Raw genomic sequence first — 12916 nt, 5'->3', positions numbered from 1 at the left:
GATGATTGAGATAGTCGTATGGCACAGTCCACGCTGCCGGAACAGAGCGAAAAATACGTTCAGAAGCTAAACCTGTTGAGAGACAATCTGAGCGGCGTGATCCGGGGCAAATCTGAGAGCATCGACATGATGATGGTCGCGCTGCTTTCCAACGGTTCTGTGCTGATGGAAGATGTGCCCGGGACCGGAAAGACAACGCTGGCCAAAGCACTGGCCCGTTCGCTGGATGTTCCCTTCAATCGTGTGCAGTTTACGCCCGACCTACTGCCGACCGATATCCTGGGATCCTCAATCTATAACCCGGTAGACGGCACCTTTCATTTTCGGCAGGGACCGATCTTCTGTAATATTCTACTCGCTGATGAAATTAACCGGGCATCGCCCCGTACGCAGTCTGCGCTGCTGGAAGCGATGAGCGAATCGCAGGCGACGATCGAAGGCGTCCGGTATGAACTGCCTTCCCCGTTCTTTGTATTGGCGACACAGAACCCGGTCGATTTCCACGGGACCTATCCGTTGCCGGAAGCGCAGCTGGACCGCTTTCTGATTCATCTGCAACTCGGATACCCGGATGCGGAAAATGAAATGGAGATCCTGTTTGCCCAGTCGACAGAGCACCCGGTCGATCATCTGGAGCGGGTGTTGAACCACGAAGAGGTGGTTCAGATGCAGGAGCAGGTCAAAACGGTGCATGTCGAACAGAGTGTTGCCCGCTACATGATTGATCTGGTCCAGGCGACGAGAAACGATCCGCGGTTGAAGCTGGGCGTGAGCCCCCGTGGTTCTCTGATGCTGTTTCGGGCGTCCCAGGCGATTGCCTATCTGAAATCGAGAACCTACGTGCTGCCGGATGATGTGCAGCAGATGGCAGACTATGTGCTGGCGCATCGTCTGATTCTGACATCGAAAGCAAAATACAGCAGTATCACCAAAATGGATGTGGTGTCCGATATTGTCAGCAAAGTGAAAGTTCCAAACTAACCGGGAAATACGCTACCAGAGTATTCCTCTGCCGGAGCGGGAGTGTTGCTGATTCCTGCGATGGCAGTCCAGTCATGTTGAATCCGTTATGCACGTTTCGGAATACGATCCTTATTCGCCCACGATTCGCAAGAAAGACTCGTTCACCAACCGGCTGCTGCTGGTGCGGATGCACAAGCATTACTGGTATTACCGGGTGACATATCCCGGGAAGGTGTTACTGTTTGGTTTCTTCCTGTCGGGCATTGGTACGATTTCGGTATCGGTGCCGATTTATAATCTCTTCAGTATCCTGATGGCGTTGATCCTGGTGGACGGGCTCGCTTCCTGGTTTTTTCGTCCCCGCTGTGAACTTGAGGGGGACTTCCCATCACAGACGACAGCCGGACAGCCAGCGGTGGGACACTTCACGGTGACGAATCGGGGCTGGCTGCCCGTGTATGATATGGCGGTCGCCTTCCGCTGGCTGGAGAAGCCACTGGCCCAGATCGACCGGGATGATACTTTGAATTACCTGCCCAAAGGCGAATCGGCCGAGGTGACTGTTACCATCGACGCACCGCAGCGGGGCTTTTATGCATTACCCAAGCTGGGCGTACACACGCTGTTTCCTTTTCACCTGAACCGGTCGGGGAGTGCTGCACTGCCGGGGAAATCGCTACTGGTGCTGCCTGCGTTTCATAAGCTGACCAGTGTGGATTTACCGGTGGGGAGCAAGTTTCAGCCGGGCGGAATTGCGTTGACGTCCAACGTGGGGGAATCGCCCGAGTATGTGGGCAACCGCGAATATGTGCCGGGTGAACCGGCGCGGCGACTCGACTTCCGCTCCTGGGCGCGACTTGGTAAACCGGTGGTTCGCGAATACCAGGAAGAATATTACTGTCGCATCGCGCTGATTCTGGATACCTATATGCCGACGGAACCCTGGCTGAAGCGGAAGTGGAAATCACTGGGACAGCGGACCGGGTTGGGAACTCCCACCGCGGAGACGACGAATGTGCTGGAAGCGGGGATCAGCCTGACGGCGTCGATTGCGGATGCACTGGCGCGGGGTGAGTATCTGATCGACCTGTTTGCGGCGGGACCGGAGTTGTATGTGTTTCGAGCCGGTCGGCATACGGCCCATTTTGATAACGTGCTGGAGATTCTCTCCTGCGTCGATCGCTGTCCCGACGATCCATTCGAGACGATCGGGCCTGCGGTATTTGAGGAGCTGTCGAATGTCTCGACGGCGGTCTGCCTGTTCCTGGACTGGGATCATCAGCGGGAAAAGATGGCGCGGGCGGTACTCGATTCCGGCGCGAGTCTGAAGACGATTATCATTCATGACGGTCCGACAACGGTACCTTACAACGCAGACGAATTCGGCGAAGCATATCATTTCACACCTGAAGAGATCGCCCGCGGAAAGGTGGAAACGATATGAATGCGCAACGGACGATTGCTTTTACGATGCTCAGCCTGGAATGTGCGACGTTTTCGATTCTCTCGGAGACGCTGTTTTTCTCGTTCAGCATCATCGTGCTGGCGGCGCTGTCGTATTTCTCCGTATTGCGTTACTCATTTTCCAAACGGCAGGTATTCTGGGTTACCAGTGTGCTGGCGGTGCTGTTTATTGTGAAGTACATGCTCTATCAGCATGATTTTACTCTCGACCGGCTGGCGATTCGCACACCGCTGGCCTACGCGGCGGCACAGTTCGTGATGACGGTGCAGTTACGGCAGCTGTTTGACAGTCACTTCGAACCGTTTCTGCCAGCCTCATTTCCACTGCTGGGAGTGATCGTTTTCATTCTGACCGGCGATATCCTCGTGTATGGATCGAAGGGGCTCTACTACCAGGTTCTGGTTTTCAGCTATGCACTGCTGACGGGCGTTTATTTCCAGATCGGACATGCGGCGCGTAAACCTCGAGAAACCGAACGCTCTCTCTGGTCCGTCTATGTCATTCGAGCCGGATTCTTTGCGACGATCTGGCTGCTGGGCTGGCTGACAGCCACGGGCATGGACCGCTACGAACGGGAACTGGATCAGCTGTATTATCGTCTGATTGAGCCCCGCACGGCGGGTCTCGCTTCGCGGGCCGGGTTCTCGACCATTTCCCGGCTGGGAAGCATGACGTCTCACTTTGACCAGGGAGCCGATCAGATCCGGTTACGGGTCAAGTCGACCGATGAGCCGGGCTATTTCCGCGGTCGGGCATTCGTCCAGTTTCTGAATTCGGAATGGCATTCGGAAGTGGGGAGTCATAATGTCCCGATCATCGCGATGCCTCCGGCGGGGGTGCAGGCCAGTGTTCCCGATGATGGGACCTGGTTTCTACTGGGGCAGGCGAAGTCGCCCAACTGGATTGAGTATCAGGTCTGGTCCCAGGATCCGGGTCATATCTTTGCACCGCTGAATACACCGCTCGTGTATGCCTTCGCTGACAGTATTCAGTTCGACAGCCAGGAAGTGCTGACTTCGCGGACGATGGCCAGTGGCTTTCCTTATTCGGTCTTTTATCCCCGTCAGCTGCTGCCACAGCGTCCCGAACACGATGCAGCGCTGCAGCGGTTGTTGCAGGTGCCGGATGAGATCGACCCCGCGATCAAGCAACTGGCGGAAGACGTGTTCGCGGGCTGTGAAACTTCTGAGGCGAAGATCCAGCGGGTGCAGGCCTACTTCCAGAACAACTATGAGTATGAACTGGGAATTAACGTACCGTATGGAGAAGACCCGCTGACCTACTTCCTGCGAGAGAAGCCGGCGGCCCATTGTGAATACTTCGCTTCGGGGACGGCTCTGTTGCTCAGACTTGCGGGCGTACCCTGTCGTTACATTACGGGGTATGTGGTTCGCGAACGGAATGCCTACGATCAGTTCTGGGTCGCTCGCAGCCGTCATGCGCATGCGTGGGTGGAAGCCTGGGATGATAATCGGGGCTGGGTGACTGTCGAATCGACGCCGTTCGCCGGGCAGCCGGAGTTTGAGACCCCCGGTTCGGCGCGTCAGTACTGGGAGTCGGTAATGGGCCAGTTCTCCCGGCTCAAGATGGCCCTGCAACAGGGGCAGTGGATCCTGGCGATGTCGGAAGCTCAGTTGCCTCTACTGCTGCTGGTGGGCGGGGTGGCACTGTGGCTCCTGGTGCGATGGGGGTTGCATCTGGTCCTGCGTCAGCTGAAAACGCGTGCGGAATCTCGCGAAAATCCGTTACATATTCAGGAGTTACATCGCCTGCTGTCTCAGATGGATCGTCTACTGGCCCGTAAACGTCTGGTTCGTGAGCCTGGGGAAACATTGATGCAGTTTTCCCGTCGGATTCAGAATCAGGAGATCTCCCACTGGTATCAAACCTATGCCAGCAGCCGGTTTATGCCGGAAAATGAGTCGCTGCAGGAGCAGATCAGCCAACTGCGGTCGCAGCTGCAGGAAATCCGCAGTCGGAAAGCCTCTGTCTGACCGGGAAAGCGGCAGATTTTGCCTGTAAAAACGGGGTTGGCAGACTGCGAGCTCCGGGCTAGAATCCGCCCCTCATCTCTCAAATCTCAAACTATTTCCAAAAGACTACGTCAGTTTTCAAAGACGGACCGGGCGTTCGCCTGTATTTGCATGCGCGTCTGTCTTTGACACTTCCTTTATCAGAAACGGGATTCTCTCAATGAAAGTTCTCTCAAAAGCACTCCTCATCGTGATTCTTCCGAGCCTGTCTCTGTTTGCCACCGGGTGCGATCTGTTACCGCACGCGTTTCATCCCAGTCAGTGGCATAAACTGAATCGGCAGCCGGCACCACGGCAGGATACCTACTTCTCTGTCCCTGACCATATTCCGGAGCGGGACTTTCCTCATCAGACAGAGAACGACAAATAAAAACCATGTCAGCGTGCTGAAGGCAGCGACAGATACGGAAGCCTGATCGGGCTTAGTGAGACTTCGCTGCTGAAAACATTTGACGGTCGAGCACATCACCTTTGAGGTTTTTCAGCTCAGCCGTCATGGTTCCTGCTGCGCGGTCACAGGTGAGCAGCAGATAGCTGTCTTGTCCGGCGAGGAATTTTGAATGCGGGTCCGGGTACTTTGTTCCTGTGCCACTGAGTGAGGTGTTGTAACAGGTCAGACCGTCCACCTCGGCCCGCTCGGCGAAATAGCCGAAGCCGGTGACGCAGAGCGTTCCCCGTTGAAAGAGCTTGTGCCAGTCTCCCTTGAGCTTGCCCCGCATGGTGGCGTTGCGCTCGTTATACAGGGTCACGGTGAGACCGGGATTGCTCTGCGTGAGCTGCTCATACCAGCGATACTGTTCTGAGTCATGACCAAACGGATGACAGGTCTGCCAGGTGGTGCCGAAATCGGACGTGTGGTTGAAGTCGAGGGCGATCAACCGCAGATCGAAGTCCGGGAGATCGAAGTGCCACTTCCATTCTTCGTCGGGTAACGCGAAGACGCGGCGGAACGCGGTTGCTTCGACATCGTAGACGGCGTGTGCCGGGGGCTGTTGACCACGGGGATGGGCTTCGCGGTCATGATTGCCGAGTACCGGCATGAAGGGAGTCGAGCGGAACAGTTGCGGGTATTTGCCGATGAGCTGCAGGTAGGGCTCAATGCATTCCGGTTTCCCGGGGCCGCAGGTCTGCCAGAGATTGCGGATGTTGTCGCCGGCGGTGAGCAGCAGATGCACATCGTCTTTTTGCAGCTGTGACAGATCGGGCTGTGACTGCCAGTCCGCGGCGACTGCGATGCGCAGGACATCGGTGGGAAACGCATTGAATGTCGCGAGTGACGACTTTTGGGTTCCGGTCTGGACCGAGTAATGGTAGACCGTGTCGCGCTGAGGCAGCGGGATCTCGACATGATGCAGTCTTGCGTTACCCGGTTGACTGATGGTCTGCAGGGAATCAGGGGCGGTGCCGAAGTGTACCACGGAGTCGCCGGGCTGGTCGCTGTACCAGTTGACCACAATTCGATCGGGGCGATGGTTATTGCAGGTGAGCCAGATGCGTTCGATGTCTGCTGCGTTGACCGTGAGGGGAACCAGGAAGAGGCTGAGCAGGAATGTGGATAATCTCATGGAAGTCTCGCGTGTGGGAGGTCGATCGTTTCAGTATGGATTAGAAGTCAGTGTAGGCTGAGATCCAGCTGGATGCCACGTTGGCTTTGATTGTAACGTGCGAATACTGATCTTTTGTGTTGGCGGTGTTAAAGTTGTTTATTTATCGCGGTCGCGAGATCCAACGACGCGGATGCGGTTCGCGTAAGAGTAAAGAGCCCTTAAATCCTGCTGAAGAATTAGCATTTTTAAGGATGAATGCCGCTTTTAGACAGGAAATGCAGGGGCATGCGGTCTAAAATTACGTTCCCGGAGGCAGTAGAGGCCCGGCAGTGCCTCGATTTTTTTGATGAAGCGATAGATGCGGTGCTCGATTGCGTTCCCAGGCGACTGATTCAACTGAGACAAACACAAAGACAACGGCGCGAAAGAAGCGTCTGCTGGTTGTCGGTCTGATCCTGCTGGGCATCGTGGGCAGTGCGCCTTTCTGGGGGCAGGGATTGTGGGTTGATTTCTGTCAGCAGCGGGCGGAAGCAAATCTGCTTGCACGCGATCCGGAAAGGGCCCTGGAATGGATTGCCTCTGCGGAGCGGTATGCTGTGGACAACCCGGAGCTGATTCTGCTGAAAGCACGGGCGCTGCGGAAGTCGCATGATGTTCAAGCTGCTTATGCTGAGCTGCAGAAGTACTTTGAGCTGGCAGGACTCACCCCGGCACTCGAACAGGAGCAGTGGCTGCTGAAAGCACAGGTGGGAGATAATGCTGATCTGCAGATGCATCTCAGTGACGTTCTGATGGCTCCTGAGGGGGATCTGCAGGACATCTGTGAGACCTACGTCAACAGCTGTCTGTTGAATTATCAGTTCAATGATGCGCTTAAAATTCTGGAGCTCTGGGAAGCAGATTTCCCCGCTGATCCGCTGCCCCATTTTATGCGGGGGAAGATGTATGAGCATAATCTCACCTGGGATGAAGCCATTGCTGAATATCAGCGTGCTTTGGATAAGGCCCCCGGATATGCTCCTGCCGCTTACAGCCTGGGGCGGATCCACCTGACACTTAAAAAAACCGAGGAAGCCCGAGACTACTTCCAGCAGGCTTTGGAGAATACGTCAAACCCGGGGCCGGTCAAGATCGGGCTGGCACGCTGCCTGAGGCTGTTGGGACAGAATCAGGAAGCGAAATTTCTGCTGAAAGAGGTATTGTCTGAGGAGGTGGAACAGCTCCGCAAAGAGTTTCAGGCGATGGGAGACCACAAAGTCGCTGCCAGCACCTCCGCTCAGCTGGAAATGGCTCACCTGGAACTGGCTGACAAGAACTATGAAGCGGCACTCAACTGGCTCGAACCTGCAGCGGAAGCGGATCCGTTAAATCTGCGCATTAAAAATACGTTGCTTCAGGTTTACAGCCGGATGGGACAGAAAGAGAAAGCCAGGGCACTCGGGAAAGAAGTCAAGCGGACTAACGAAGTGCTGGCGGAGATCTCAGATCTGTTGAAAGTCGTGGAAGAGAGTCCGGGCGATGCGGACTTACGATTTCAGGTCGGTAAGAAATACCTGAATTATGTTTCCGAGGAGCAGGGAGTGGTCTGGCTTAATTCGGTCATCCGGTTGAAGCCCACTCATCGTGCGGCCCATGCAGAACTGGCTCACTATTATGAGCAGAATGTCTCCCGCGGTCCCAGCTTCGAACGGCTGGCCAGACAGCATCGTGCGCAGGCAGAGGCTTTGGCTGAACAGGAAGAGAATCAGGGCGTGCCTGTAAACCACAATGAAAACAAAGCGCAGGCGACGCCTGTCGAAGAGCCTGAAAAGGCAAGTCAGCCATGAATGTCCAGCCGCCTATAACCCCGTTTCAAAACGGACAGTCGTTCCCCGACAAGTGCCTGAGGATACCAGTTACCAGTATTCAATACTGCTGTCTGACGCTGATTCTACTGATGCTCTTTACCGGTTGTCAGTCTGAGACGGAGTCAGTCAAGTCGAGCCCGAATAACGCCAAAGAGGGAACGCAGGTGTCGAGTTCTGAAGAAGGAGTGGCACCCGTGTTTCAGGATGTCTGGCCGGAGCAGAAGCTGGATTTTACTTATCGTAATGGACGTGAAGCGGGGGAACTGGCGATTCTGGAAACCATCGGGGGCGGTACCGCAATCTTCGACTATGATCGCGACGGTGAGCAGGATCTGTTCTTTCCCGGTGGTGGAACGTTTGAAAACAAGAGCACCAGGGGTTATCCATCCGTGCTGCTGAGACATAGGGGAGACTTTCAGTATGAAGATCGAACTGTTCCAGCGGGAATGGATCTGGCGGCGTTTTACAGCAACGGCTGTGCTGTGGGCGACTATGACAACGATGGCTTTCCCGATCTGCTGGTGACCGGCTATGGTGGTTCGGTGCTCTGGAAGAATCTGGGAGACGGAACTTTTGAAGAGGTCTCTGTCGATGCAGGCGTACGAGACTGTTTCATGGGTACGAGTGCCGGCTGGGGGGACTTGAATGGGGACGGTCTGCTGGATCTCTATCTGACGCAATACGCGGACTGGTCGTTCGAGAATCATCCCCCGTGTGAGCTGACTCCAGGCGTCCCCGATGTCTGCTCGCCTCATTCTTTCACGGGAATGAAAGACAGGGTTTTTTTCAGTAAAGGAGACGGTACCTTTTACGATGCGACAGAGGAAGCGGGGCTGGTACCCGAGGGAAAAGGACTGGGCGTGCTGCTGGCGGATCTGGATAATGATGCGGATCTGGATGTCTATGTTTGTAACGATACCGTCGAAAATTATCTGTACCTCAATGACGGGAAAGGGAAGTTGGAAGAGGTGGGCATTATCAATGGTGCCGCCGTCGATGATGGGGCCACGCCGAATGGAAGCATGGGGGTGGACATCATGGACTATAACCAGGATGGTCTGCCCGATCTGTGGGTGGCGAATTATGAGAAAGAGGCGTTTGCCCTGTATCGGAATGACGGTGATGCCCAGTTTCTGCACGTGAGCAACGATACGGGGGTGACCTCGATCGGGACCCTGTTTGTTGGTTTCGGGACCGCCTGTGCGGACTTCGATCTGGATGGGGATGAAGACGTGATGGTGGCCAACGGACATGTGGCGTACTATTCGACTCACTCACCATTTCGGCAGAAGCCACTTTACCTGGAAAATCGGGACGGACGTTTTCTGCAACGGGAGTTCTCAGGCGACTCGTATCTGGGTCAGGCACACACCGGCCGGGGCCTGGCAGTTTCCGATTTAAATCAAGACGGAAAACTCGATGTGGTGATTTCGAATTTTTATGATCCGCCGGCAATTCTCAAAAATGAGACAGAGAGTGCAGGTTCCTGGGTTGCTGTGCGTCTGGTTGGTATACAGAGCAATCGAGACGCGGTAGGAGCACGGCTGGTGCTGCATACTTCAGCCGGCGATCAGGTCAGACAGGTTAAGGGGGGAGGCAGTTATCTGTCTGCTAATGACCTGCTGGTGCACTGGGGAGTGCCTGAGGGCGTAAGTATTGACAGTTTAAATGTTTACTGGCCTTCAGGGATTCAACAGACGCTGAAAACCGTGAATCAGCGCGAGGTTAACCTCATTCTTGAGCCGACTCCCTGAGGCGTTAAACTGGATCTTAAAGTCCAGAATAGCTCGTATCGGCTCGACTCTCCGCTGTCAGCAACAGGCTGGTACACACTGAACGGTATGTACGCAAGTCAGTAATTTTAAATAAGTTAAGTAAATCAAACTTCGTACAAAAACAGAGTGTTTGGTCGATACATCAGTATGAAGAGATTGTTTTATATTGAAGAAAATATAGAATAGAGGGTCCAGGAGAGCCTTGAGGGCTCCCGGACTTGATGTCCCTGGCACACCAGACCTCTGTCTTACGTCTGGATAGCTCATGTTGCCAGTTATTGTTTTTTAAAGTGCTCATTTTTTCTATTTTCTGCAGGAGAGTGTTGATGAGAGTCTTCCAGAGAAGACGCGCATTCACGCTGATTGAGTTGCTCGTCGTGATCGCGATTATTGCCATTTTAATTGCCTTGCTGCTTCCAGCGGTGCAGCAGGCGCGTGAGGCCGCCCGTCGGTCTCAGTGTAAGAACAACCTGAAACAGTTCGGGCTGGCTCTACACAATTACCATGAAACCCATGGCTGTTTTGGACAGCTGACCTTGGCTTCGTACCACGCAGGCAGTGGTGGGGCTATCCGAACCTGGACCGGTTTCAGCCAGCAGGCGATGCTGCTGCCCTTCCTGGATCAGGCTAACATCTACAATCAGTTCGATTTCAGCCAGTCTTGTGAAGAGTCCCCCAATACCAACAACCGCAATGCGGGAATTGGCGTTTTCCGTTGTCCTTCCGATCCACGGTACACCAACTATGGTGAAGGACACCTGAATTACTACATGTCCGCAGGACCGTGTATGGGCTGGAGTGTCAGTGTCGGCAGTCAGCTCGGTTTCTCTCGTTACTCGCTAGTAACCCGTGTATCCGATATTCTGGATGGGACTTCGAATGTTGTTGCCATGAGTGAGCGGATTGTAGGAACGAACAACAGCGGAAACTTTGCTCTCGGCGATGTTCGTCGTGATGCTGCTGATTTTCCGGGAGGAAACAGTTCCACATTTCCGAGCAAGGCCGATCTGGACTCTCATGGAACTTCCTGTGCCGGAGCTACTGCCTTCTATACACACCGTGGCTCACGGTGGATGCGGGCGGATGAATGCTGGTTTAATACCTGGAATACCCCCAACTCACCCAACAATGACTGTAGTACCGGCAACGGTGGTCATGCTGGTGGTGATGCACCTTCTGCCCAGGCAGCACGCAGTCGTCACACGGGTGGTGTGCATGCTCTGATGGCCGATGGCTCAGTACACTTTGTATCTGAGAACATCGACTTGCAGAAATGGCAGCAACTGGGCGCGATTGCCGATGGTGCCGCTGTCAGCATCAACGAGTAGTCTGATTTCTGACATCGCTTTGCGATAACAAGTCCTCAGCCCGGCAATGTTTGTTGCCGGGCTGTTTTTTTTCAGTATAATCAGGCGTGACCTGTCATCAGAAATTAATCATTTATAGAAAGGTACTCACCATGTCTAAGTTGGCGCCACTCTGTCTTGCGCTGAGTTTACTTTTTACGGGCTGTGGCGGAGGCGAGGGGACGGGTGAAACCTCTCCCGCAAATCAGGAAACGCCACCCACACATGATCTGTCTGCTGTGAAATCGACGTTGAACGATATCGCGCAATCAGGTGAAATCAATAGCGCCTTTTATGGCATTCCGGAAAGTCTTAAAGAAGCTGGCAAACCGGAACTGGCAGAAGAAGCAGAGAAGCTGGGATCCCTGAAGAGTCCGAGCCAGATCAAATCTGCCGCGAAAAAACTGGCAGACAAGCTTTAAACGCCAGTCGCTTCAGATCTAAGACATAGAAAAACCTTCGGCTCAATGGGGCGAAGGTTTTTTTACGTACGCAGTTTCTTGAATCCGTCCATAAAAAAAGGGAGCCGACTAGTTGTCGACTCCCCGGGTATGAACTATCTGACTAAATCAGACTAAACTTTGGGTTCCCAACCGGGTTCGTATTCACGTCCCCAGAAGGTCATGGCATCTTTATCATCAATGATGTGCCCGTTGGAAGTATCGCACTGCAGGGTACGTCCGGTGCGGTGGGCGATGTTACCGAGATGGCAGAGCAGGGTACTCTTGTTGCCGATTTCGATTTCAGCGTTGAGGTTCAGCGGCTCATTGTTGCGGATGGCATCCACAAAGTTCTGAGCATGTTCGCTCATGCCCTGGTTGCCGTCAACTTTCTTGACTTCTTTATCTTTGGCATCCAGAACCGTGTAACCGCCGGAGGTACCGAGGATCAGGTTTCCTTTGCTGCCGAAGAAGATCACGAAATCATTCTTGTGACGGTTACAGCTGGTTCCCTGCCAGGTGATCTGCTTCCCGCCATCGAATTCAAAAGCGACGACATGCGTGTCGGGAGTCTGCTGATCGTCGTTGTAGAAGTAACGACCACCGCTGGAAACCACGCGGTTGGGAATTTCTGCACCCAGACCCCAGCGACAGAGGTCGAGCGAATGCACGCCGTTGTTCCCCAGTTCGCCGTTACCGTATTTCCAGAACCAGTGCCAGTTGTAGTGAATCAGGTTGTCCACGTACTTCTGACGGGGCGCTGGTCCCTGCCAGAGGTCGTAGTTCAGTTCGGGAGGCACAGCAGCCGGTTTCCCTTTGCCGATGGAACCACGGGCACTCCAGTAGTAGGCGCGGGCCAGATGGACATCGCCGATGATGCCTTCTTTGAGCTGCTGAATCCCTTCCTGAATGGATTCACTGCTGCGACGCTGGCTTCCCATCTGGACGGCTCGTTTGTTTTTGCGAGCAGCCTCGACCATCATTTCCCCTTCTTTGGGGTTGTGGCAGCAGGGCTTTTCAACGTAGACGTGTTTGCCGGCTGAACAGCCGAGAATGGTACCGGGAGCATGCCAGTGGTTGGGGGCTGCGACGATCAGAGCGTCCACGTCTTTGTCGTCGAGGATTTTGCGGAAATCGCCGATGGCCTGTGGTTTCTTTTTCGTGGCTTTTTCCACGGTCTGGGCTGCTTTGCCGGCACGGGTGTCATCCGTATCACAGACGTACTTGATTTCGACCCCATCCAGGGCACCAAAGGTTTTCGCCAGGGCCAGACCACGCTGCATCCCCATGATGCCGATGGTAACTTTCTCACTGGGGGCTTTGTTGGCGGCGGACAGAATCGCCGGGGCGGTGATGCCGGCAGCGGTGGCAGCTGCGGCAGTCTGTCCCAGGAAAGTACGACGATTGACGGAATCGGACATAATCTCTTTCTCCGTAGAATAGACTTAAAGCGGTATGCTGAAGGCGGAATGTTAGTATGACAAACCGTATTCTAGTCGC

Annotated in this window: 10 protein-coding genes; 8 read left to right on the top strand and 2 right to left on the bottom strand. The window is 54.3% G+C overall.

From position 1 onward, the window contains the following. The first annotated feature begins 18 nt into the window (after positions 1-18). From F1728_RS12675 to F1728_RS12660, 4 genes are all read left to right on the top strand, one after another. A complete protein-coding gene (locus F1728_RS12675) occupies positions 19-981 on the top strand; it encodes an AAA family ATPase (RefSeq protein WP_145035871.1) in 963 nt (320 codons plus the stop codon). Positions 982-1069: 88 nt separating this feature from the next. Continuing rightward, entirely contained in the window at positions 1070-2407 is a 1338-nt protein-coding gene (locus tag F1728_RS12670; RefSeq protein WP_145180194.1) for a DUF58 domain-containing protein, read from the top strand. Continuing rightward, positions 2404-4422, top strand: coding sequence for a transglutaminase-like domain-containing protein (locus tag F1728_RS12665; protein WP_155364410.1), 2019 nt, complete (start codon positions 2404-2406; stop codon positions 4420-4422). The genes F1728_RS12670 and F1728_RS12665 overlap by 4 nt, the downstream gene beginning before the upstream one ends. A gap of 199 nt (positions 4423-4621) precedes the next feature. Beyond that, complete coding sequence (locus F1728_RS12660) at positions 4622-4831, top strand: hypothetical protein (protein WP_145035879.1); 210 nt, start codon at positions 4622-4624, stop codon at positions 4829-4831. Between the two features lie 52 nt (positions 4832-4883). On the opposite strand, the gene F1728_RS12655 is transcribed toward F1728_RS12660, so the two are convergent. Further along, the gene (locus F1728_RS12655) at positions 4884-6026 is read right to left on the bottom strand and encodes a metallophosphoesterase (RefSeq protein WP_155364409.1); all 1143 of its coding nucleotides are present in this window, start codon (positions 6024-6026) and stop codon (positions 4884-4886) included. A gap of 353 nt (positions 6027-6379) precedes the next feature. Here F1728_RS12655 and F1728_RS12650 point away from each other — a divergent pair, with 353 nt between their 5' ends. From F1728_RS12650 to F1728_RS12635, 4 genes are all read left to right on the top strand, one after another. Continuing rightward, positions 6380-7834 (top strand): tetratricopeptide repeat protein, encoded by a 1455-nt coding sequence (locus F1728_RS12650; RefSeq protein WP_155364408.1) that lies wholly within the window; start codon positions 6380-6382, stop codon positions 7832-7834. Beyond that, entirely contained in the window at positions 7831-9609 is a 1779-nt protein-coding gene (locus tag F1728_RS12645) for a CRTAC1 family protein (protein ID WP_155364407.1), read from the top strand. Before F1728_RS12650 ends, F1728_RS12645 begins: the two co-directional genes overlap by 4 nt. Positions 9610-9956: 347 nt before the next feature. Continuing rightward, positions 9957-10958, top strand: coding sequence for a DUF1559 domain-containing protein (locus F1728_RS12640; RefSeq protein ID WP_228030714.1), 1002 nt, complete (start codon positions 9957-9959; stop codon positions 10956-10958). Positions 10959-11089: 131 nt separating this feature from the next. After that, positions 11090-11398, top strand: a complete 309-nt coding sequence (locus F1728_RS12635) for a hypothetical protein (protein WP_155364405.1) — start codon at positions 11090-11092, stop codon at positions 11396-11398. 152 nt (positions 11399-11550) lie between these two features. On the opposite strand, the gene F1728_RS12630 is transcribed toward F1728_RS12635, so the two are convergent. Continuing rightward, positions 11551-12837, bottom strand: coding sequence for a Gfo/Idh/MocA family protein (locus tag F1728_RS12630; RefSeq protein ID WP_155364404.1), 1287 nt, complete (start codon positions 12835-12837; stop codon positions 11551-11553). Positions 12838-12916 lie beyond the last annotated feature (79 nt).

It is taken from the genome of Gimesia benthica, assembly GCF_009720525.1.
Lineage (GTDB): Bacteria > Planctomycetota > Planctomycetia > Planctomycetales > Planctomycetaceae > Gimesia > Gimesia benthica.
Note: the sequence above shows the minus strand (reverse complement) of the source record. Positions and strands in the feature narration are given on the sequence as shown.

What these genes read in the sequence shown, in the direction of transcription:
- F1728_RS12675 (WP_145035871.1), top strand. Translation starts at nt 19, where the DNA reads ATGGCACAGTCCACGCTGCCGGAACAGAGCGAAAAATACGTTCAGAAG.
- F1728_RS12670 (WP_145180194.1), top strand. Translation starts at nt 1,070, where the DNA reads ATGCACGTTTCGGAATACGATCCTTATTCGCCCACGATTCGCAAGAAA.
- F1728_RS12665 (WP_155364410.1), top strand. Translation starts at nt 2,404, where the DNA reads ATGAATGCGCAACGGACGATTGCTTTTACGATGCTCAGCCTGGAATGT.
- F1728_RS12660 (WP_145035879.1), top strand. Translation starts at nt 4,622, where the DNA reads ATGAAAGTTCTCTCAAAAGCACTCCTCATCGTGATTCTTCCGAGCCTG.
- F1728_RS12655 (WP_155364409.1), bottom strand. Translation starts at nt 6,026, where the DNA reads ATGAGATTATCCACATTCCTGCTCAGCCTCTTCCTGGTTCCCCTCACG.
- F1728_RS12645 (WP_155364407.1), top strand. Translation starts at nt 7,831, where the DNA reads ATGAATGTCCAGCCGCCTATAACCCCGTTTCAAAACGGACAGTCGTTC.
- F1728_RS12640 (WP_228030714.1), top strand. Translation starts at nt 9,957, where the DNA reads ATGAGAGTCTTCCAGAGAAGACGCGCATTCACGCTGATTGAGTTGCTC.
- F1728_RS12635 (WP_155364405.1), top strand. Translation starts at nt 11,090, where the DNA reads ATGTCTAAGTTGGCGCCACTCTGTCTTGCGCTGAGTTTACTTTTTACG.
- F1728_RS12630 (WP_155364404.1), bottom strand. Translation starts at nt 12,837, where the DNA reads ATGTCCGATTCCGTCAATCGTCGTACTTTCCTGGGACAGACTGCCGCA.